At 71.7% G+C, this 20,235-nt stretch carries 19 protein-coding genes; 5 read left to right on the plus strand and 14 right to left on the minus strand.

Going from position 1 to position 20,235, the window contains the following annotated elements; genetic code table 11:
* Positions 1-4 precede the first annotated feature (4 nt).
* Complete coding sequence (locus tag H576_RS15995) at positions 5-2,005, minus strand: LGFP repeat-containing protein (RefSeq protein ID WP_156888051.1); 2,001 nt, start codon at positions 2,003-2,005, stop codon at positions 5-7.
* 93 nt (positions 2,006-2,098) lie between these two features.
* On the opposite strand from H576_RS15995, the gene H576_RS0100750 reads away from it, so the two are divergent.
* Positions 2,099-3,178, plus strand: coding sequence for a glycosyltransferase (locus H576_RS0100750; protein ID WP_029149325.1), 1,080 nt, complete (start codon positions 2,099-2,101; stop codon positions 3,176-3,178).
* Here H576_RS0100750 and H576_RS16000 read toward each other — a convergent pair.
* Positions 3,144-4,847: a glycosyltransferase family 2 protein gene (locus H576_RS16000; RefSeq protein WP_051171964.1), complete on the minus strand. Its 1,704-nt coding sequence runs from the start codon at positions 4,845-4,847 to the stop codon at positions 3,144-3,146. The genes H576_RS0100750 and H576_RS16000 overlap by 35 nt on opposite strands.
* Before the next feature lie 111 nt (positions 4,848-4,958).
* Here H576_RS16000 and H576_RS0100760 point away from each other — a divergent pair, with 111 nt between their 5' ends.
* A complete protein-coding gene (locus tag H576_RS0100760; protein WP_029149326.1) occupies positions 4,959-6,260 on the plus strand; it encodes a UDP-glucose dehydrogenase family protein in 1,302 nt (433 codons plus the stop codon).
* A 4-nt stretch (positions 6,261-6,264) separates the two neighbouring features.
* Positions 6,265-7,206: a glycosyltransferase family 2 protein gene (locus tag H576_RS13820; RefSeq protein ID WP_051171966.1), complete on the plus strand. Its 942-nt coding sequence runs from the start codon at positions 6,265-6,267 to the stop codon at positions 7,204-7,206.
* Positions 7,207-7,324: 118 nt separating this feature from the next.
* On the opposite strand, the gene H576_RS0100770 is transcribed toward H576_RS13820, so the two are convergent.
* From H576_RS0100770 to H576_RS0100800, 7 genes are all read right to left on the minus strand, one after another.
* A complete protein-coding gene (locus H576_RS0100770) occupies positions 7,325-8,089 on the minus strand; it encodes an ABC transporter ATP-binding protein (RefSeq protein WP_029149327.1) in 765 nt (254 codons plus the stop codon).
* Positions 8,089-8,967: an ABC transporter permease gene (locus tag H576_RS0100775; protein ID WP_029149328.1), complete on the minus strand. Its 879-nt coding sequence runs from the start codon at positions 8,965-8,967 to the stop codon at positions 8,089-8,091. The genes H576_RS0100770 and H576_RS0100775 overlap by 1 nt, the downstream gene beginning before the upstream one ends.
* 70 nt (positions 8,968-9,037) lie before the next feature.
* Positions 9,038-10,474: an LCP family protein gene (locus H576_RS0100780; RefSeq protein ID WP_051171968.1), complete on the minus strand. Its 1,437-nt coding sequence runs from the start codon at positions 10,472-10,474 to the stop codon at positions 9,038-9,040.
* Complete coding sequence (purE, locus tag H576_RS0100785) at positions 10,471-10,941, minus strand: 5-(carboxyamino)imidazole ribonucleotide mutase (protein ID WP_029149330.1); 471 nt, start codon at positions 10,939-10,941, stop codon at positions 10,471-10,473. The genes H576_RS0100780 and purE overlap by 4 nt, the downstream gene beginning before the upstream one ends.
* Before the next feature lie 104 nt (positions 10,942-11,045).
* Positions 11,046-12,170: a 5-(carboxyamino)imidazole ribonucleotide synthase gene (locus H576_RS0100790; RefSeq protein WP_029149331.1), complete on the minus strand. Its 1,125-nt coding sequence runs from the start codon at positions 12,168-12,170 to the stop codon at positions 11,046-11,048.
* Between the two features lie 31 nt (positions 12,171-12,201).
* Positions 12,202-12,720, minus strand: coding sequence for a PH domain-containing protein (locus H576_RS13825; protein ID WP_156888062.1), 519 nt, complete (start codon positions 12,718-12,720; stop codon positions 12,202-12,204).
* Between the two features lie 26 nt (positions 12,721-12,746).
* A complete protein-coding gene (locus H576_RS0100800) occupies positions 12,747-13,460 on the minus strand; it encodes a biotin--[acetyl-CoA-carboxylase] ligase (protein WP_245559088.1) in 714 nt (237 codons plus the stop codon).
* A gap of 128 nt (positions 13,461-13,588) precedes the next feature.
* Between H576_RS0100800 and H576_RS16005 the strand changes: the two genes are divergently transcribed.
* Positions 13,589-14,185 carry a hypothetical protein gene (locus H576_RS16005; RefSeq protein WP_029149333.1) on the plus strand — a complete coding sequence of 199 codons (597 nt, stop codon included), beginning with the start codon at positions 13,589-13,591 and terminating at the stop codon, positions 14,183-14,185.
* A gap of 90 nt (positions 14,186-14,275) precedes the next feature.
* Complete coding sequence (locus H576_RS0100810) at positions 14,276-15,109, plus strand: endonuclease domain-containing protein (protein ID WP_029149334.1); 834 nt, start codon at positions 14,276-14,278, stop codon at positions 15,107-15,109.
* Between the two features lie 81 nt (positions 15,110-15,190).
* Here the strand turns inward: H576_RS0100810 and H576_RS0100815 are convergent, their stop codons facing one another.
* The 5 genes from H576_RS0100815 to H576_RS0100835 all read right to left on the minus strand — a co-directional run bounded on the left by H576_RS0100815 (position 15,191) and on the right by H576_RS0100835 (position 20,231).
* Positions 15,191-15,391: an acyl-CoA carboxylase subunit epsilon gene (locus H576_RS0100815; RefSeq protein WP_029149335.1), complete on the minus strand. Its 201-nt coding sequence runs from the start codon at positions 15,389-15,391 to the stop codon at positions 15,191-15,193.
* Positions 15,388-16,959: an acyl-CoA carboxylase subunit beta gene (locus H576_RS0100820; RefSeq protein ID WP_036318566.1), complete on the minus strand. Its 1,572-nt coding sequence runs from the start codon at positions 16,957-16,959 to the stop codon at positions 15,388-15,390. The genes H576_RS0100815 and H576_RS0100820 overlap by 4 nt, the downstream gene beginning before the upstream one ends.
* 302 nt (positions 16,960-17,261) lie before the next feature.
* The gene (locus tag H576_RS0100825) at positions 17,262-18,272 is read right to left on the minus strand and encodes a hypothetical protein (protein ID WP_029149337.1); all 1,011 of its coding nucleotides are present in this window, start codon (positions 18,270-18,272) and stop codon (positions 17,262-17,264) included.
* The gene (locus tag H576_RS13835; RefSeq protein WP_051171970.1) at positions 18,269-19,588 is read right to left on the minus strand and encodes an ATP-binding protein; all 1,320 of its coding nucleotides are present in this window, start codon (positions 19,586-19,588) and stop codon (positions 18,269-18,271) included. Before H576_RS13835 ends, H576_RS0100825 begins: the two co-directional genes overlap by 4 nt.
* The gene (locus H576_RS0100835; protein WP_029149338.1) at positions 19,578-20,231 is read right to left on the minus strand and encodes a response regulator transcription factor; all 654 of its coding nucleotides are present in this window, start codon (positions 20,229-20,231) and stop codon (positions 19,578-19,580) included. The genes H576_RS13835 and H576_RS0100835 overlap by 11 nt, the downstream gene beginning before the upstream one ends.
* Positions 20,232-20,235: the final 4 nt, after the last annotated feature.

Genomic DNA, 20,235 nt, shown 5'->3' on the forward strand with positions numbered 1-20,235 from the left:
CGCATCAGTTGTAGACGACGCGCGTGCCGCGCCCGCTCTTCCAGGTGATCCGCCCGTGCTCGAAGCGCTGGACCACGACGCCGTTCTTGTTGGTCGTCGCCCCGCTCGTCGGATAGCCGAGGCGCCCGCGCTCGTAGCCCGTCGCCTTCCACTGGTTCAGGATCGCGTCCGTCACGGCGTGCGACACCGATCCCGGACGCCAGTAGATCTTGCCGCCGTCGAAGTTCTGGTAGCAGCCGCCCTGCGGCAGCTTGCACCACGCGTCGTTCTGCGGGTATCCGAGCGTGCCGTGCTCGGCTCCGCGCTTCGTCCACGCGTTGAGGATCGATCCGGAAACGACCTGCGAAGTGCGGCCCGGCTTCCAGTAGATGCGACCGTTCTGGAAGGTCTGGAGGCACCCGCCCTGCGCGAGCCCGCAGCTCTGGTTCGCCGTCGGGTAGCCGAGGTCGCCGCGTTCGTATCCCTGCTTCGCCCAGGCGTTCAGGATCGAGCTGCGGACGATGTACGCCGTCGAACTCGTGGTGCGGTAGATCTTCCCGTTCTCGAAGTTCTGGTAGCAGCCGCCCTGAGGCAGGCCGCAGCTCTGGTTCGAGGTGGGGTAGCCGAGGATGCCGCGCTCATAGTTCTGCGACTGCCACCTGACGAGGATCGCGCCAGACACCGAGAAGGCCGAGTGCCCCGGACGCCAGTAGATCTTGCCGTTCTGGAAGTTCTGGTAGCAGCCGTTCTGGGGCAGCCCGCAGCTCTCGTTCATCGTGGGCTGACCGAGGGTGCTCTTGGCCTTGTCCCAGGCGGTCTTGATCGCGCCCTTCACGGTGTAGCCCGGTGTCGAGACGCCGGTTCCACCGCCGGTCTGCGTCGACCCGAACCAGTCGGTGTAATAGTTCACGAAGTTGCGGTTGCCGTACGACGAGCAGCTGTCGCCCACGCCGTAGCCGGCGTTCAGCGACGCCCGGTTGGGCTGGTAGGGCGTGTAGTAGTACATCGCCGCCGTGGCCTTGTTCTGGATGTAGACGGGGCCGGATCCGCACGACGTCTCGACGTCGTAGCGCACCTGCGAGGTCTTACCGACGGGGTACCAGTTGAAGTACGAGTCCTTCGAGTACCGCTGCAGCTGGTAGGCCGCCATGTACATCTGGTTCTGGAATCCGAAGTACGTCGAGTTGCAGTTCGCCGACCCGCCGGGGCCCGTGTCGGGGCAGGCGTAGCCCATCGCGGTGTCGTAGCGCCAGTCGCTCGGCCACACGTGCGTCACGAGGCCCTGCTCCTTCTGGAGCATGACGATGAGCACCTTCTCGCTCACGTTGCAGGCCTTCGCGACCTTCGAGATGATCGTCGCCGCCGACTCGTTCCGCGCGCCCGTGTAGGTGCCGGTGCAGTAGCTGTTCTTCGACTTCGAGATCGTGGTCTGGCGGAAGTCCTTGAGGCAGGTGTACCCCGAGGAGCACTTCGGGACCTTCTTCTCGAAGAACGCCTGGATCGTCGAGGCCGACATCGTGCCCGACGTGTACATGGCCTTGTCGCTGATGAGGTTGCCGGCCTGGAAGCTCTTGAGCGAATACGCCTCGACGCTGCCGATCTCGCCGCTGTCCTGGCCCAACGTCGCGCTGTAGTCGCCGGGGTCGGCCTCGTCCTCGGTGTTCGAGCCGATGTAGTCGCCTGCGAGGGGCGTCGGGATCCCGAGGTCGTCGACGTCCTCCGTCGCCTCGGGCGTCGGCTCCGGCGTCGCGCTGGGCTCCGTCGTCGGCTCGGGCGTCGCCGTCGCGGTCGCCTCGCGCGTCGCTGTCGGCTCAGGCTCCGCCGTCGCTTCGGGTTCGGTCGTGTCGATCGCCTCGGGCGACGGCGTCGCGGTGGCCGACGTCGTCGCCTCCGGCGTCGGGGTCGGCGTCTCGTCGGCGAAGGCGGCGTTCGGCAGGAGGGCGGATCCGAGGATCACCACAGCGGCCGCGGAGAGGAGCGCGCGTGCTCTCCGGGCGGCGTGAGAGGGCATGTGCGTGCGACGCATGGTGACCAGTGTGACAGATGTGAATGGATTGCGACACCGTTATGAGCGCGCTGACGACGGGATCCCCCAGCCGCCGCCCCTACGATCGACCTCATGCGCCCCGGCCCGCACGTGCTCGTCTTCCCGTCGTACAACGACAACCCGTTCCTCAACCTGCTGCAGCTCGCGGCCGCAGCCGACGGGTACCGCATCGTGCGGGCGAACACCTACGACGACCTCGTGTCGCACGCTCGGGAGCTCGAGCGCGGCGACGTCCTGCACCTGCACTGGACGACGCCGATCCTCCAGCAGGCGCCGACGGAGAGCGCCGCGCGGCAGCGCCTGTCGGCGATGCGCGACGGTCTCGCGCGCCTCCGCGGCCGCGGAGTCGGGGTCGTCTGGACGGTGCACAACCGCCTGCCGCACGAGCTCACCTTCCGCGATCTCGAGGTGCGCCTCATGCAGACGATCGCGGCCGCTGCCGACGCGATCCACGTCATGGCGCCGCACACCCGCGCGGCCCTCGCCGATGTCGTCGACCTTCCCGAGGACCGCATCCGCGTGCTGCCCCACCCGAGCTACGAGGGGATCTACGACACCCGCGCGCCGCGCGACGCCTCGCGCGCGGCGTTCGGTCTCGGCGACGGCGAGCGCGCCGTCCTCTTCCTCGGCCAGATCCGCCCGTACAAGGGCGTCGACGCCCTCGTGACGGCCGCGGCGTCGGCGGCCGAGCGCGCCGACATCGCCCTGCTCCTCGCGGGGCAGGTGAAGGGCATGTCGGCCGACGACTTCGCGGCCTCGATCCCCGACGAGGTCCACGCCGTGACGCAGCTGTCGTTCGTCGACGACGGCGACATGGCCGGCTGGTTCGGCGCGGCCGACGTCGCGGTGTTCCCCTACCGCGCGATCCTCAACTCGGGAAGCGTGCACCTCGCGGCGACCTTCCGCGTGCCCGTCGTGCTGCCCGGCGACCCGTTCCTGCGCGAGCAGTTCTCGGCCGAGCCGTGGGTCGCGTTCTTCGACCCGGCGGATCCGGCGGCGTCGATCGCCGATCTGCTGGCGGATCCGGATCTGTTCGCGGGCGTCGACGACGCGTCGTTCGACGCGTTCCTCGCGGGGATCGCCCCGTGGGACGTGTCGCGCAGCTACTCGGCGCTGCTCAGCGACGTGTCGCGGAGCGCAGGCGCTCGATAGCGACGATCGCGCCGCGGCGCGCGGCCCGCGGCGCCCAGTGCCGCCTGCGGCGGATCACCGGCACGCCGTCGACGACGTCGTAGAGGAAGCCGTCGCGCGGTGTGTAGGGCGGAAGCTCGGGGGCCCCGAGCACCGGGACGACGTCGCCGCCCGCCACGAGCACGGGGGTCAGCGGCCTGTGGAGCGGGACGAGCGGCGTCGTGTAGGCGATGGCCCAGCGCCACGTGCCGTCGGCGGCCTCGGTCCAGGTGACGCTCGCGGGCTCGAGCAGGCGCGGCTCGCCCGCCGCGATCGCCGCCTCGCCGTCGAAGAGCGCGGGCGTGACGCCGTCGCGCCGCGCCGAGACGCCCTCGATCGCGAGCAGGTGTCCGCCGGCGATCGCATCGACTCGCCCCGCGAGCTCGGCGCGCAGCGCGTCGCGTCGCGCGTCGCCCGACGGGTCCGCGAACGCGTCCGGGGCGAAGAGAGCGACCCGCTCCCCCAGCTCGGCGCGCGCTTCGCCGAGGACGGCGCGCCAGGCCGATCCGGAGGGTCGCGCGTGCGTCAGCTGTCGCGAGAGCCGCTCGACGAGGATCTCGCGCGCCTCCTGCGGGAGGTCGGCGAGGTCGGGTTCGGCGAGGAGCGCGCGCCACGAGGACACGACGAGGCCGCCGTCGGCCGACGCGTCGACGTGGCCGCGCTCGATCTGAGCCACGAGGTGCGCCGCGGCGAAGGATCCGCGGGCCGCGAGCTCGATCGCGAGGCGCTTGAGCGGGGCCGTCTGCGCGCCGGGCTCCGCCGTCGCCGCGAGGAGGCCCCGCAGCGCCGCCTCGACCTCGGCGTCGCCATCCGTCGCCTCGGTCCATGCCGCGAGGTGCTTCGCGACGGCGACGTACCCGTCGCGATCCCACACGAGGTTGGCGTGCACGGCGCGCAGCGCCTCGTCGCCCGACGCGGCGACGAGCTCGGCGCACGCGGTCTCCTGCGTCAGATAGCTGACGAGCGAGGTCGCGGCGCCGGCCTGCGCCGTCATGGATCCGGCGCCGGGGCGCTCGCGGTAGACGTAGACGACGTCCTCGACGACGTCGATCGCGCGCGCCGCGAGGTAGGAGCGCACCATCGGCACGATGTCGTTCGACCGCGGCACGTCGGGGAACGCGATGCCCGCCTCGCGCCAGAAGTCGGTGCGATACGCCTTGTTCCAGCACGGGCGGCTGTACAGCAACGTCGGCTCGTCGGCGAGCGTCACGCCCCGCGCCGGACGCTGGAACGCGGGCATCGCCGCCGTCGGGCGCCACGTGTCCACGGCGCGGAACTTCAGATAGTCGCCGATCGCGACGTCGGATCCCGACGCCTCGAGGCTCTCGACGAGGGCCGTGTAGGCGCCGTCGGGGATCAGGTCGTCGCCGTCGGCGAAGACGAGGTAGCGGCCGCGGGCGCGTTCGGCGCCGGCGTTGCGCGCGGATCCGCCGCCCGGGGTCGGCGACGCGATGACCGTCACGCGCGGGTCGCGCTCGGCGTACGTCCGGGCGAACGCGGCGGTCCCATCGGTCGATCGGTCGTCGACGACGATGACCTCCATGTCGTCGCCGCGCTGGCGCAGGACCGAGTCGAGGGTCTGGCGGATCCACGGACGCACGTCGTGCGTGGGGATCACGACCGAGAGCAGGGGGTGCGAGGAGGAGGTCATGGCGATTACACGATAACGACGCGCCCTGCACGATCAGCGGAACGCCGTCTCCCGGGTGCCGCATGGCAGGATGGACGGGCATCTCTCGATCGGTATTCAAGGAGTATCCCCATGCAGCTCAGCGTGATCGGTTGCGGTTACCTCGGAGCCGTCCACGCGGCCTCCATGGCCTCGCTCGGCCACACGGTCGTCGGCATCGACGTCGACGAGGCGAAGATCGCCAAGCTCTCCCAGGGCGTCGCGCCCTTCCACGAGCCCGGGTTCACCGAGATCCTCCAGGCCGGCATCGACTCGGGCCGCCTGACCTTCTCGACCGACTTCGCGGCCGCGGCCGACGCCGACGTCCACTTCATCGGCGTCGGCACCCCGCAGCGCAAGGACGGCCAGGGCGCCGACCTGACCTACGTCGACGCGTCGGTCGCATCCCTCGTGCCGCACCTCAAGGCGGGCTCGCTCATCGCGGGCAAGTCGACCGTCCCCGTGGGCACGGCCGCCCGCCTCGCCGAGATCGTCGCCCCCACGGGCGCGCACCTCGCGTGGAACCCCGAGTTCCTGCGCGAGGGCTTCGCCGTCAAGGACACCGTCGACCCCGACCGCCTCGTCTACGGCGTCGCCGACGCGACGCGCGACGAGGACGTCGCGACGCTCGACGCGGTCTACGCGTCGATCCTCGAGCGCGAGACGCCGCGCCTCGTCATGGACTACGCGACCGCCGAGCTCGTGAAGATCTCGGCCAACTCGTTCCTCGCCACGAAGATCTCGTTCATCAACGCGATGGCCGAGATCGCCGAGGTCACGGGCGCCGACGTCACGCAGCTCGCCGACGCGATCGGCTACGACGCGCGCATCGGCCGCAAGTTCCTCAACGCGGGCGTCGGCTTCGGCGGCGGCTGCCTCCCCAAGGACATCCGCGCCTTCACGGCCCGCGCCGAGGAGCTCGGCAAGGGCGACTCGCTCGCCTTCCTCAAGGAGATCGACGAGATCAACCTCCGCCGCCGCCAGCGCGTCGTCGACCTCGTGGTCGACTCGTTCGACGGATCCGTCTTCGGCAAGCGCGTCGCCGTCCTCGGCCTCGCGTTCAAGCCCGACAGCGACGACATCCGCGACTCGCCCGCCCTCGACGTCGCCGTGCGCCTCAAGGGCCTCGGCGCCGAGGTCGTCGCGTACGACCCCGAGGCGATCGAGAACGCCCGCCGCCTGCACCCGCAGCTCTCCTACGCCGACTCGCTCGACGCGGCGCTCGAGGGATCCGAGGCCGTCGCCGTCGTGACCGAATGGAAGCAGTTCCGCGAGCTCGACCCCGCGGAGACCGCCGCCAAGGTCGCGCGCCCCGTCATCTTCGACGGCCGCAACGTGCTCGACCCCGCCGCGTGGCGCGCCGCCGGCTGGACCTACGCCGGAATGGGCCGCTGACCCGATGAGCGAGCAGGAAGCGGGGCCGCGCGTCGCGGTCGTCGTCCGCACGAAGGACAGGCCCCGCTTCCTCGAGCGTGCTCTGCGCTCCATCACGCGCCAGACCCTGGCCGAGTGGGAGTGCGTCATCGTCAACGACGGCGGCGACCCCGCCGCGGTCGACGCCGTCGTCTCGCACGTTCCCGCGGCCCAGCGCGACAGGATCCGCGTCGTCAGCCACGACGAGGCGCGCGGCCGCTGGGTCAGCGCGAACGCCGGCGTCGCCGCGACGAGCGCACCGCTCCTCGTCCTGCACGACGACGACGACTCGTGGCACCCCGAGTTCCTCGAGCGCGCCGCCGCCTACCTCGACGACCCGGCGCACGCCGACCGCGGCGGCGTCGTCTCGCGCATCGAGATCGTCTGGGAGCAGGTCTCCCCCGCCGGCGACTACGTCGAGACGGGCCGCGAGATCTTCCAGCAGCAGCTCACGGCGCCGACCCTCGGCGACACGATGCAGTTCAACCGCTTCGTGCCGATCGGCTTCGTCTACCGCCGCGCGCTGCACGACGAGATCGGGCCCTACGACGAGCGGCTGCCCGTCGTCGGCGACTGGAACTTCACCCTCCAGGTCCTCGCCCGCGGCCCCCTCGAGTACCTCGGCGACACCCCGTACGCGTTCTGGCACCAGCGCCCCGGGCAGGACGGATCGGCCGGCAACAGCGTCATCGACGCCTCGGGCGACCACGCGAAGTACGACGCCCTGATCCGCGACCAGGCGCTGCGCGAGTACGTGCAGGAGAACGGCCAGGGGCTCCCCCTGTACCTCACGAAGTACATCGATCGCCGCCTCGCCGAGATGGAGCAGCGCCTCGCCGCCCACATCGAGAACGTGGCCGTGCACTACAGCATCCCCGAGCGCGCCGCCCGCGCCGCGAAGAAGGCCCTCCGCCGCAAGAAGAAGTAGCGGTTACCGATCCGCTGCGCGGTCTGAGCTGGGTCCGCTGAGCGGGCGATGCCTGCGCGGCGCAGTCCCCCGCTGCTGCGCGGCTCCCGCCAGACCCGATGCCTGCAGGCCCGACGGATCAGTGCGGGGTGGACTTGATGATGCTGACGGCCTCTTCGATGTCTCCGTCGTAGAGGACCTTGTGGTCGTGGATCACGATGCCGCGCTTGCAGAGGCGCTGCATCGTCGACATGTCGTGGCTCACGACGAGCATCGTGACGCCGCGCGCGACGAGCTCCTCGATCTTGTCGTAGCACTTCTCACGGAAGGGCGCGTCGCCGACCGACAGCACCTCGTCGACGAGCATGACGTCGAGGTCGACGTGGATCGCGACCGCGAACGCGAGGCGCATGAACATGCCCGAGGAGTAGTGCTTGACCTCCTGGTCGATGAAGTCGCCGATCTCGCTGAACGCGACGATGTCGTCGAAGCGGGCCTCGGTCTCCTCCTTCGACATGCCGAGGATCGCGGCGTTGAGATAGACGTTCTCGCGGCCCGAGAGCTCGGGGTGGAAGCCCGCGCCGACCTCGATGAGGCCCGCGACGCGGCCGCGGGTGAAGACGCGGCCCTTGTCGGGCTCGAGGACGCCGGAGACCATCTTCAGCGTGGTCGACTTGCCGGATCCGTTGAAACCGAGGACGGCGACCGACTCGCCTTCGCCGATCTGGAACGACACGTCGTCGAGCGCGATGAACTCGTCGGCGCGCACCTTGCGGCCGCGGATCCACCCGACGAACGCCTCCTTGAAGGAGTGCGTGTTCCGTTTGAGGAACTTCTTCGTGACGTGATCGAGGATGATCGACGGACGCGCCGTCGAGGTCTGTGCGAGAGTCTCTGTTGCCATCACAGGTCCTGGGCGAAGGTGCGCTCGAAGCGGCGGAACGTGGCCTGTCCGATGAACAGGAAGATGAGGCAGAGCACCACGGCGCCGATCGTGTAGATCTCGAAGTGCGGAGGGAACCCGAGCCAGCCCTTGTCCGTGTCGCCCACGACCGACGGCTGCCAGAAGCCGTAGTGCATGAGCTCGACCGCGACCGTGATGGGGTTGACCATGTAGATCGGCACGAGGAAGTGCGGCAGGTGCTGCTGGATGAGGTCCCACGTGTAAAGGACGGGCGACGCCCACGTGGCGAGCTGTCGGATCACGTCGACGAAGTTCTGCGAATCGCGGAAGCGCACGTTGAGGCCCGCGAAGAAGAGGCCGAGCCCCGTCGAGCACAGCGCGACGAGCACGAGCGCCAGCAGGATCGCCCCGATGTGCAGGAATCCGGGGACCCACCCGTAGAGGATCGCGATGACGAGCAGGATGCCCGCCTGCGGGAGGAAGTGGATGAAGGCGCCGATGACCGCCGAGATCGGGAAGAGCTCGCGCGGCAGGTAGATCTTGTTGACGAGCGCGTGGTTGTCGACGACGGCCGTCGTCGCGTTGCCGAACGCCTCGTTGAAGAACGTCACCGTGACGAAGCCCGCGAAGAGGTACAGCGGGTAGTTGTCGACGCTGCCTCGGGCCATCCCGAAGATGAACCCCATCACGTAGTAGTAGATGAAGAACTGGATGAGCGGCTTGATGTACGACCAGACCCAGCCGAGCGCCGAGTTGCGGTAGCGGAGGGCGGTTCCCTTGCGGATCAGAAGGCCGAGCAGGTACCGCCAGCGCCACACGTCGCTCAGTCCGCGGCCGCGGCCGGGGACGTCGTATTCGGACAGATCGATCGTCGTCACGCGCGCGTACTCCGCTCACTGAGGTGACTGAAAAGCACACCGGATCTTATCGCCGTCAACCTGAACGCCCTCACTGGCCGCTGCCGTCGTCGGGGTGCAGAGTCCCGTCGATGAGCGTGTGGATCGCGCTCATGTCGGGCCACTCCTGGTCGACGCCCGCGCCCTCGGGCGTGAGCTCGATGTTCGTGATGTCCTGCTGCCGCGCGTCGACGGCGAGGTCGACGAACGTCGAGACGAGCCCCTGGGGGATGTCGGTCGTGAGCACGTCGTCGGTCGCCGACGCGACCTCCTGGAAGCGCGCGAGGACGTTCTGCGGCGTCATCTGGCTGATGACGGCCTCCTGCAGCTCGCGCTGGCGCTGCATGCGATCCCAGTCGCTCGTCGTGTAGCGGCTGCGGGCGTACCAGAGCGCCGTCTCGCCGTCCATGTGCTGCTGGCCGACCTCGATCCACCCCGAGGCCCAGTCCTCGGCGGGCTGGCCCTCGTAGGCGGGGCCGCCGCCCTCGGGCAGGCGCTCGGTCACGTTGATGTCGACGCCGCCGAGCGCGTCGACGAGGCTCGCGAAGCCCTGCATGTCGACGAGTACGTAATAGGGGATGTCGATGCCGAGGATCCCCTCGGCCGCGTCCTTCGTCGCCTCGATCGCGGGCGTGGATCCCTGGCTCTCGGCGTCGGGGTACAGCTCGTCGCCGTGGCCCGACTCGTCACACACCGAGACGGCGTTCGTGAGCTGGTTGATGCCGCTCGTCCAGCCGCAGGTCGGGTCGCTCTTCCCCTCGAAGTAGTTGGGGTACTGCGCGAGCATGGGGCTGCCCTCGCTGAACGAGAAGTGCTGGAGGTCGCGCGGGATGCCCGTGATCGTCGTCTTGCCCGTGTCGGCGTCGACCGAGATCACCGAGATGCTGTCGAAGCGCATGGAGTCGCGCCCCTCGCCCGAGTCGGCGCCGAGCAGGAGCACGTTGTAGTACCCGTCGCTCGGCTCGACGACGGGGGCCGAGTTGGAGAAGATCGAACCGAGCCCGCCCGCGGCCGCGAAGACCGTCGTGGATCCGTACCAGCCCGTCATTCCCTGCACGACGGCGAGGACGATTGCCAGGAGGCTGACGAGGAACGTCTGCGGCGCGCGCGTCTTCACGATGCGGACGAGCCGGAAGGTGTCGATCGAGAGGATCACCCACACGATCGCGTACGCCGCGATGAGCGCGGCGATGACGAAGAGGACCGCCGGCCGCAGGAGGATCGGCTGCACGGCGCTGCGCCACAGGAGCATGCCGAGCACCGTGACGACGACGAGGACCCACATGAGGAGCGTCGAGGCGAGGCCGAAGCGCCCCAGCCGGCGGCTGCCCGCGAGGGACTGCGCGGATCCGGGGATCAGGAAGTTGAGGATCACGAGCCACCAGGCCCGCTTCGTCATGACGGCGCCGTCCGCGACGTCTGGCGTGCGGATCGGCGTCTGGTTCACGAGCGAACCGCGCGCCCCCGGCCGGGCGGGCGCGATGGTCACGACAGCGATTCCTTCAGCCGGCGGTTCTTCTCGTCGACCTGGGCCTCGAGCTCGCGGGCGTAGGCCTCGACGCGATCGGCGACGTCGGGATCGCCCGCCCCGATGATGCGGGCCGCGAGGATCCCCGCGTTCTTGGCGCCGTTGATCGAGACGGTCGCGACGGGGATCCCCGCAGGCATCTGCACGATCGAGAGGAGCGAGTCGATGCCCTCGAGCGTCGCGAGCTGCACGGGGACGCCGATCACGGGGAGCGCGGTGAGCGAGGCGAGCATGCCCGGCAGGTGGGCCGCTCCCCCGGCGCCGGCGATGATCGCCCTCAGGCCGCGCGAGCGCGCCTCGCGGCCGTAGGCGACGAGCTTGTCGGGCGTGCGGTGGGCCGAGACGACCTCGACCTCGTGCGCGATGCCGAACTCCGTGAGCGCATCGGACGCGGCCTGCATGACGCGCCAATCGGAGTCGGATCCCATGACGACGCCGACGAGGGGCGTCTCAGACGAGTGCAGCACCGTCTCAGCGTAGGGGCCGAGGTTGCGACTGGCTGGGAGACACCTCGCGATCCGGCGGAAGCGGGTCAGCCGAAGTGCGCGGCGGCGGCGCGGGCGACGTACACGGCGTCGTCGAGCTCGTCGCTCGTCGCGTTGACGTGGCCGACCTTGCGCCCCGGACGCGGATCCTTGCCGTAGGTGTGGATCTTCGCGCGCGGCTGGTCGAGCATCGCGGCCGCGAACCGGCCGTCGATCGCCGATCCGTCCTGCGGGCCGCCGAGGATGTTGATCATGCAGGTCGCCTCGGCGAGGGGGTCCGGCGCGCCGAGCGGCAGGTCGAGCACGGCGCGCAGGTGCTGCTCGAACTGGCTCGTCACGGATCCGTCCTGCGTCCAGTGGCCGCTGTTGTGCGGGCGCATCGCGAGCTCGTTGACGAGCAGGCGCCCGTCGGTCGTCTCGAAGAGCTCGACGGCGAGCATGCCCGTGACGCCGAGGCCCTCGGCGATCGAGGTGCCGATCTCGGCGGCGACCTCGAGCTCGCGCGGGCTCGCCTGCGGCGCGGGCGCGAAGACCTCGGCGCAGACGCCGTCCTTCTGCACCGTCTCGACGAGCACGTACGGCATCATCTCGCCGCTCGGGCGGCGCGCGACCTGCTGAGCGAGCTCGCGGCGGAAGTCGACGAGCTCCTCGACGAGGATCGCCTCGCCCGCGAACGCCGCGAACCAGTCGTCGGCCTCGTCGGCGGAGGAGACGACGCGCACGCCCTTGCCGTCGTAGCCGCCGCGCGGCGTCTTCACGACGGCGCGGCCGCCGTGGTCGGCGATGAACTCCGCGAGCTCGTCGCGCGTCGAGACGGGAGCCCAGTCGGGCTGCGGTGCGCCGACCTCGGCGAGGCGGCGCCGCATGACGAGCTTGTCCTGCGCGAACCGCAGCGCGTCGGGCCCCGGGTGCACGGCGATGCCGTCGGCGACGAGCGCGCGCAGCACCTCCTGCGGGACGTGCTCGTGGTCGAAGGTCACGACGTCGACCTCGCGGGCGAACGCCCGGACGGTCTCGACGTCGGCGTAGTCGCCGACGCGAGTCGCGGCGAGGCGGGCCGACATGCCCTCCTGCTCGGCGAGCACCGCGATCTCGACGCCGAGCTCGCTCGCCGGCGCGATCATCATCCGTGCCAGCTGTCCGCCCCCGATAACACCCACGCGCTTCGTCATGGGATCCATCATCCCAGGACGCGCGTCGCCGTCAGGCCTCGGGGTGCTCGAGGTAGGGGTCGGCCGCGAGCTGCTGCGCCTGGCGGTGGGCGAGGATCTGCGAGATCTCGACCTGGTCCGCGAGGGTCTCGCTCACGAGGCGCGGGCGGTGCACGCCGCGCAGCTCGACGGATCCGCCCGGGCCGACGAGCGTCAGCGTGCCGGTTCCCGAGATCCGCTGCGCGAGCGTGCGGGTGGTCTCGACGCCGTAGCCCGCCGCGTGGAGCAGCTCGCTGCGCCGGCGGAAGATCAGGCCGTTGGTCGCGATGACGCGGCGCGTCGTGATGATGTAGCTGCGGCCCGCCCACCGCCACCACGGCACGATGACGCCGACGAGCACCACGGCTCCCGCGACGGCGAAGAGCATCCAGTCCTGGAACGGGTCGGGCAGGTTGCCCGCGCCGTATCCCACGCCCGCGGCGACGGCGATCGCGATGATCGCCGACCAGGTCAGGTGCGCGGCTCCCCCGCGCATCGACGCGATCCGCAGCTCCGGCCGTTCGTTCTCCACGGCTCCATTGTCTCCGACGGCGCCCGTCAGACCGCCGGGCGCAGGTGCACGACGTCGGCCGCGGCGACGGCGCGACCCGCGATGACGATCCGTCCGTCGTCGTCGAGGTGCTCCGCGACGCCCGTGAGCTTCCCCCCGCCCGGCAGGTGCGCCGTGACCTCGCGGCCGAGCGTGACGAGCACGCGCTCGACCTCGGCCCGCGCCGGGCGCCGCTCGAGGACCGCGAGGAGCTCGGAGAGCCGATCGCGGTAGTCGCGGATCAGGCGCTCCTCGTCGGCCTCCTCGTCGAGGGCCGCGAAGGAGGTCGCCGTCGGAACCGGGAGATCCTCGGCCGTCATGCGCGTGTTGACGCCGCTGCCGACGACGACCGCGTCCGGGAGGGCGACCTCGGCGAGGATGCCGCAGATCTTCCTCCCGTCGACGAGCACGTCGTTGGGCCACTTCACGCCGACATCGTGCCCCGGGAGCTGCTCGCCGATCGCCGCCGCCATCGCGGCGCCCGCGACGAGCGGGATCCACCCGCGGCGCTCCGCGGGGATCCGCCCGACGCGCAGGACGAGCGAGAGCGCGATCGACGAGCCGGCCGGCGTGTCCCACGAGCGGTCGAGGCGGCCGCGGCCGCCGCGCTGGTCGCGCGTGACGAGGGCGTGGAGGTGGTCCAGATCCTCGCCCGCGGCGAGCGCGGCGACGAGGTCGGCGTTGGTGGATCCCGTGTGCGGGACCTCGACGATGCGGGGCACGCCCTCCACGGTACGGCGTGTCGGCTGTGCGGGTCAGCGCGTCCACAGCCGCGGATCCCGCGCCGCCCTCCACAGCGCCCCCTCGCGGCGCCGAGCGGGGACGCCGCGCGGGGCGGCATGCTCCCGGCATGCATCGCGAACTCGAGGACCTGCGCGCGCCCGTCGGATCCCCACCGGCGGCCCCCGCCGCGCCCCGCCCCGCGCCCCTCGCGGCGCATCTCAGGGCGCACGACGGCGCCGTTCCGATCGCGCGGCTGCGGGCCGAGGGGCGGGACGACGAGCTGCGCGCAGCGATCGGCGCGGGGCACGTCGTCGTGCTGCGCCGGCGATGGGCCGTGCTCCCCGAGGCCCCGCTCGCGGTCTTCGAGGCGATCCGGCAGGACGGCCGGATCACCTGCGTCACGGCGCTCGAGCGGCTCGGCGTCGCGGTGCCGCACAGCGTCGCACCGCACATCGCGACGCGGCGCGGCGACACCGACCGCTCGGTCGCGCACTGGCACCGGCCCGTCGTGCCGCCCGAGGCGGGGGCGCTCGTGGATCCGGTCGAGAACGCGCTCGACGCCGCGGCGCTGTGCCTTCCCGCTCCCGTCGACCGCGCCGTGTGGCAGCACGCGCTCGACCGCGGTCTGCTGGACGCGGCCCGGATCCCCGAGCTCCGGTGGTCGAACGACGCGTCGCGCGCACTCGCCCGAGCCTTCGCCCCGGCGGCCCGCCGCGCCGCGTGACGCCGAGCCTCTGACGATGCGCCCACTCCCGCCCGAATCCCGCGTTTCCGCCAGAACCTCGGCCGATCCCCAGAGTCTCGGAGGCCCACCATGTTGACGGAGCTGCTCGCCGCGCACGGCGGCTGGCTGCACAGACGGGATCTGCTCGAGCGCGGCTGGTCCTCGTCCGGGATCCTCCGGCGCCGCCGGGACGAGGGGATCCTGCTCATGCGCCGCCGGTGGCTCGTCCTCCCCGACGCGCCGCCCGAGATCCGCGCCGCCGCCGCGCTCGGCGGGCACGTGACGTGCGCGTCCGCGCTCGCGCGATACGGGCTGTGGGTCCCGCCCGAGATCGCCGCGCACGTGATCCCGCACATCGCGATCGACCCGTCGGCGCACGAGGACACCACGTCGGTCGTGGCGCACCGCGCGCGGGCGCTCGCCCGCCGCAGCCCACGCGATCTCGTGGATCCGATCGAGAACGTCCTCGCTCACGCCGCCGTGTGCTTCGCCGAGCCGCAGGCGTTCGCGATCTGGGAGTCGGCGCTGAACCGGGATCTCGTGACCTCGCACCACCTGCGATCCCTGCCGTGGACGTCGATCGCGGCGCGGCGGCTGAGCGCGCTCGCGTCGGATCTGTCTGATTCCGGCGTCGAGTCGACCTTCGTGTGGCAGGCCCGGAACGCGGGCTTCCGCGTCGTGCAGCAGGCGATGATCGACGGGCACCCGGTCGACGGCCTGATCGGGAGGCGGCTCGTCGTGCAGCTCGACGGCTTCGCGTTCCACAGCGACCCCGCGCGGCGCCGGCGCGACCTGGCGCAGGATCGCCGGCTGCTCGCGCGCGGGTACACGGTGCTGCGGTTCGACTACCGCGACATCATGCACGACTGGCCGCTCGTCGAGCGCGACATCCGGGCCGCGCTCGCCCGCATCGAGGCCGCGTGATCCAAGGCTCTGACGCGACGCCGAGCGCCGCCCCATCGGCCCCGGATCACCAGAGCGTCAGCGCATCGTCAGAGGCTCAGCTCAGCCGGCGAAGCGGCCCCACGGGGTGCGCGAGTACCGGCGGAGGCGGCGGGAGGTCGTCCAGGTCGACGACTGCGCCTCGGGCACCGTCGCGGCGGCGGCCTCCTGCACGTAGGCCTCGCTGACGACCGCGACGATCGCCGCGAGCTCGTCAGCCGTGGGATCGCCGCCGACGATCTGGACGACGGGCGCGTCGCTCACAGCGGGATGTTCCCGTGCTTCTTGGGCGGCAGCTCGGCGCGCTTGCCGCGCAGGGCCCGCAGCGACTTGGCGATCATGACGCGGGTCGACACGGGGTCGATAACGCTGTCGAGCTCGCCGCGCTCGGCCGCGAGGAACGGCGACGCGACGTTGTAGGTGTACTCGGCGGCGAGGCGCGAGCGCTCGGCCGCGACGTCGAGCCCGGCCTCCTCGGCCTTGCGCAGCTCGGAGCGGTACAGGATGTTGATCGCGCCCTGGCCGCCCATGACGGCGATCTCGGCGGTCGGCCAGGCGAAGTTCACGTCGGCGCCCAGCTGCTTGGATCCCATCACGATGTACGCGCCGCCGTACGCCTTGCGCAGGATCACCGTGACGAGCGGGACCGTTGCCTCGGCGTAAGCGTAGAGCAGCTTCGCGCCGCGGCGGATCACGCCGTCCCACTCCTGGTCGGTGCCGGGCAGGTAGCCGGGAACGTCGACGAGCGTGACGATCGGGATCGAGAACGCGTCGCAGAAGCGCATGAACCGCGCCGCCTTCTCGCCCGCGTCGATGTTGAGCGTGCCCGCCATCTGCGAGGGCTGGTTCGCGATGATCCCCACCGAGCGGCCCTCGACGCGGCCGAAGCCGACGACGATGTTCGGCGCGAACAGGGGCTGCACCTCGAGGAACTCGCCGTCGTCGACGACGCGCGAGATGACCTCGTTGACGTCGTAGGGCTGGTTCGGCGAGTCGGGGATCAGCGTCTCGAGCTCGCGGTCGCCGTCGGTCGTCTCGAACTCGAACGCCGAGTCGTACGCAGGCGGATCCGCCATGTTGTTGTCGGGCAGGTAGCCGAGCAGCGAGCGCGCGTAGTCGAGCGCGTCGTCCTCGTCCTCGGCGAGGTAGTGCGAGACGCCGGAGCGGGTGTTGTGGGTGCGCGCGCCGCCGAGTTCGTCCATGCCGACGTCCTCGCCCGTCACCGTCTTGATGACGTCGGGGCCCGTGACGAACATCTGGCTTGTCTTGTCGACCATGATCACGAAGTCGGTGAGAGCCGGCGAGTACACCGCGCCGCCGGCCGCGGGCCCCATGACGATCGAGATCTGCGGGATCACGCCCGACGAGGCGGTGTTGAGGCGGAAGATCTCGGCGTACTTGCCGAGGGCGAGGACGCCCTCCTGGATCCGCGCGCCGCCGGAGTCGAGGATGCCGATGATCGGCATGCCGCCCTGCAGCGCGAGCTTCATGACCTTGACGATCTTGTCGCCGGCGACCTCGCCGAGCGAACCGCCGAAGGTCGAGAAGTCCTGCGAGTAGACGGCGACCGTGCGGCCGTGGATCGTGCCGACGCCCGTGACGACCGAGTCGCCGTAGGGCCGCGAGCGGTCCATGCCGAACGCCGTCGTGCGGTGACGCACGTACTCGTCCATCTCGACGAAGCTGCCCGGGTCGAGGAGCTGTTCGATGCGCTCGCGCGCCGTCTGCTTGCCCTTCGCGTGCTGCTTCTCGATCGCCTTCTTCTCGGGCTCGACCACCGCTTCCTGGTGGCGTGCGCGCAGATCGGCGATCTTGCCGGCCGTTGTCGACATGTCGGGTTCGGTCACCCGATCAACCCTAGCCGCGACGCCCCGCGCGGCCTTGGAGGACAGGCACAACGGATCCGGCCTTCCCGTGTCGGATCGGAATGGTGCGGCCGACACTTTGTCCCCCGAATGGCCGACTACCGGACCCGGTCCAGGATCTGTAGCGTCTCTGATGAACGTTCAGCGTTCGCCGTCGTCTCCGCTCCAGGGTAGGCGGAGTCCGACAGGCTCCCTGCGGCAGGTTTTCGGGTAACCGGTCGCAATTCGGCCCGGGGTGACATCTCTCGTCACCCCGGGCCCTCTCCGTGTCAGGGCCGCGGGATCTCGTTCCACAGGTCGACGTCGTCCTCGTCGTCGGAGGCCCGCCCCACGACCGTCACCGCCGTCGCGGGAAGCCGCGAGGTGCGCACGATGATCTGCGCGCTCCCCGCCGCCGCGATCGTCCGGGCGAGCTCGGCGCGCACGCCCTGCAGCCCGGCCTCGTCGAGCCCCGCGAGACCGCCCTCGTCGTACAGCGAGACGACGGATCCGCGGCGCCTGGCCCCCGCGATCGCCGCACGCACGGCGTCGTCGAGGAGCGCCGTGCCCCGCAGCTCGTCGCGCAGGGTCGCCTCGGCGAAGAGCGCCTCGTCGCGCCACGCGTCGTCGAGCTGCGCCTGCGACTCGATCACCCGGGTCAGGACGGGGCCCGCGACGCCGAGCGCCAGCTGCACGCGCTCGCGCCGCTCGCGCCGGCGGGCGATCTGGCTCGCGCGCCACGCCGACGACTCGTGCTGCAGCTTCGTGAGCCGCAGGGTGTCGCGGAACGCCCGGTCCGCGAGCGTCACGAGGGTGATCGCGAGCGCCACCCACAGCGCCGACCCCACGAGCCCCGCGGCGAGCGCGGTCCCGAGCGCGCGCAGCACGATCGTCGAGGTCACGGCGAGGGCCGCGAGCCCCGCGATCGCCCAGAGGAAGCGGCGGCGCACGGCGATGGTCGTGAGGATCACGCCCGCCGCGCCGATGTACCAGGTCGCGTGCGGCGCGGCCCTGTCGTCGATCGACGAGAGCGCATCGAGCGCGGGGAACGGCAGCGCGGCGGCGAGGGCGGCCGAGACGCCCGCGGCCCACCGCGGCATGGCGCCCGGGCCGAGGCGCTCGCGGTCGCGCGGGCCCGTCGCCGGGACGCCGAGCGCCACCGCCGCGGCGGCGAACAGCATGGCGACGGCGAGGACGGCGGATCCGGGCCTGTCGTAGGGGATGGGGTTGAGGAGCCCGCGCACGCCGTAGTAGACGACGAACGCCGCGGCGAGCGCGACGAGCGCCCAGCGCAGCCTCATGCCGCCGCCCCCGGGTGCACGATCGGCACCGGCCGGGTGGCGGCGACGCGCGGGTCGGGCGGGCGGTATGACACCGTGACGGTCGTGCCTGTCGCGTCCGATCGCACGTCGGCCTCGCCGCCCGCCGCCGCGACGCGGGCGAGGATGGATCCGCGGATCCCGAGGCGATCGGCGGGGATCGCCTCGACGTCGAAGCCGTGGCCCGCGTCGCGCACCGTGATGCGCACGCCCTCCCCCGCCGGCTCGACGACGACGCCGAGGCCCTCCGCCCCGGCGTGCTGCACGGCGTTGGCGACGGCCTGCGCGGCCGCGAGGACGAGGGCGCGCGCCGCGCGGCCGGGGATCGCGGATCCGCCCGGCCTCTCGACGACGTCGATCGGAACGCCGAGCGCCTGGATCTCGGCCCGCAGCTCGTCGGCGATCGCGACGGCGTCGACGGGCTCGTTCGTGCCGACGGCGGCCTCCTGCTCGTCGTCGGCGAGCCGGTTGAGGGCCTCGCGCGCCATCGCGACGGCGAGCCGGCGCTCCTGCGGCGAGCGGGCCCGCGCGCTCGCGAGGAGAGCGGCGAGCACGCTGTCGTGCATGAGCGCGGCGGTCTCGCGCCGCTCGCGCTCGGCCGACTCGATCCCGATCGCCTCCGAGTAGGCCGCGAGCGCCGCCTCCCGCGCCGCGTCGACGTTCGCCGCGATGTCGCGGATCGTGACCCCGATGAGGACGAGCCCCAGGCTGATGAGGATCGCGATCGACACGTCGTACTGCAGCTGGGCCCAGTACGGCGCCTCGCCGCGTCCGATGACGACGCGCCCGATCCCGAAGAGCACGGGGATCCCGATCGCCGCCACGAGGTGCCAGGCGATGCGGCGCGTCGCGATGATCGCGCAGCTCGACGCGACCGAGATGAGGAAGAACGACCACGGCTCGTCGGGCGGGCGGACCCCCGTCGTCCCCGTCCCCGTCATCCAGATGAGGATCGACGCGGGGAAGAGCCAGGCGAAGACCGTCGCCGCGATCCGCGCGCCGCGACCGATCGCGCAGCACACGATGACGGCGGCGACCGCCGCCATGACGATCGCGAACATCGGGAGGCGCCCCGGCTGGAGGACGCCGTGCCGGAGCGCGACGACGAAGGTCTGCGCCCCCATCGCCACGCCGCCGATCGCCATGAGGATCTCGTAGGCGCGCTCGATGCGGGCGCCCGTGAAGCCCGGCTCCGCGGGGCGCTCGGGCCGGCGAGGCGCGAGCATCCAGGCGCGTTCGACCGCGGCGACGCCTCCCTGCGCGTCGACCGTGCCGGGCGAGGATCCGTCAGGCGCCATCCGCGGGCTGCTCGTTCGGCGGGGCGACGAGGCCGTCCTCGAGGGCGCGCCGCATGAGGTCGACCTTGGTCGGCGCGGGGCGCCCGACCTGCGTGTACTTCGCGCGCACGCGGGCGATGTTCTCCTTCGCGGTCGAGTACGCGATCCCGAGGCGCAGGCTCACGGCCTTGAGCGGCAGGCCCGCGGCGTACAGCCGGAGCACCTCGCGCTCGCGCCCCGAGAGGTGCGCGTCGGCGAAGTCGGTGTCGCTGTCGACGGCGGCCGCCCACTCGACGTTGTCGAGGGGATCCCCCGCCGCGACGGCGCGCACCGAGGCGACGACGGTCGCGAGCGGCGACGCCTTGCTGACGACGCCGACGGCGCCGGCGGCGAGCCCCTCGCGGACCGCGCCCGGTCGATCGGCGACCGAGTGGATGATCACCGACGACGACGCCGCGAGCGCGCTGACGTTCTCGATCACGGTCGTCCCGTCGCCGAGCATGAGGTCGAGCAGCACGATGTCGGCCGGCCGCGCGAGGCCCGCGCGGGCGTATGACCGCACCGTCGCCCCGCTGAAGACGACGTCGATGCCGTCGTTCGCGAGCGCCGCGGCGAGGCCGAGGCGCACCGATTCGTGGTCATCGATGAGGGCAACCGTCGTCACGGGT

The sequence above is a fragment of the Microbacterium indicum DSM 19969 genome (assembly GCF_000422385.1).
GTDB classification, from domain to species: domain Bacteria; phylum Actinomycetota; class Actinomycetes; order Actinomycetales; family Microbacteriaceae; genus Microbacterium; species Microbacterium indicum.

Excerpts from the sequence above, each read along its gene's own strand:
- H576_RS0100810 (WP_029149334.1), top strand. The coding sequence starts at position 14,276 with ATGTTGACGGAGCTGCTCGCCGCGCACGGCGGCTGGCTGCACAGACGG.
- H576_RS0100770 (WP_029149327.1), bottom strand. The coding sequence starts at position 8,089 with ATGGCAACAGAGACTCTCGCACAGACCTCGACGGCGCGTCCGTCGATC.
- H576_RS16005 (WP_029149333.1), top strand. The coding sequence starts at position 13,589 with ATGCATCGCGAACTCGAGGACCTGCGCGCGCCCGTCGGATCCCCACCG.
- H576_RS15995 (WP_156888051.1), bottom strand. The coding sequence starts at position 2,005 with ATGCGTCGCACGCACATGCCCTCTCACGCCGCCCGGAGAGCACGCGCG.
- H576_RS13835 (WP_051171970.1), bottom strand. The coding sequence starts at position 19,588 with ATGGCGCCTGACGGATCCTCGCCCGGCACGGTCGACGCGCAGGGAGGC.
- H576_RS0100820 (WP_036318566.1), bottom strand. The coding sequence starts at position 16,959 with ATGTCGACAACGGCCGGCAAGATCGCCGATCTGCGCGCACGCCACCAG.
- H576_RS0100760 (WP_029149326.1), top strand. The coding sequence starts at position 4,959 with ATGCAGCTCAGCGTGATCGGTTGCGGTTACCTCGGAGCCGTCCACGCG.
- purE (WP_029149330.1), bottom strand. The coding sequence starts at position 10,941 with ATGGGATCCGACTCCGATTGGCGCGTCATGCAGGCCGCGTCCGATGCG.
- H576_RS16000 (WP_051171964.1), bottom strand. The coding sequence starts at position 4,847 with ATGACCTCCTCCTCGCACCCCCTGCTCTCGGTCGTGATCCCCACGCAC.
- H576_RS0100750 (WP_029149325.1), top strand. The coding sequence starts at position 2,099 with ATGCGCCCCGGCCCGCACGTGCTCGTCTTCCCGTCGTACAACGACAAC.
- H576_RS13820 (WP_051171966.1), top strand. The coding sequence starts at position 6,265 with ATGAGCGAGCAGGAAGCGGGGCCGCGCGTCGCGGTCGTCGTCCGCACG.
- H576_RS0100790 (WP_029149331.1), bottom strand. The coding sequence starts at position 12,170 with ATGACGAAGCGCGTGGGTGTTATCGGGGGCGGACAGCTGGCACGGATG.
- H576_RS0100825 (WP_029149337.1), bottom strand. The coding sequence starts at position 18,272 with ATGAGGCTGCGCTGGGCGCTCGTCGCGCTCGCCGCGGCGTTCGTCGTC.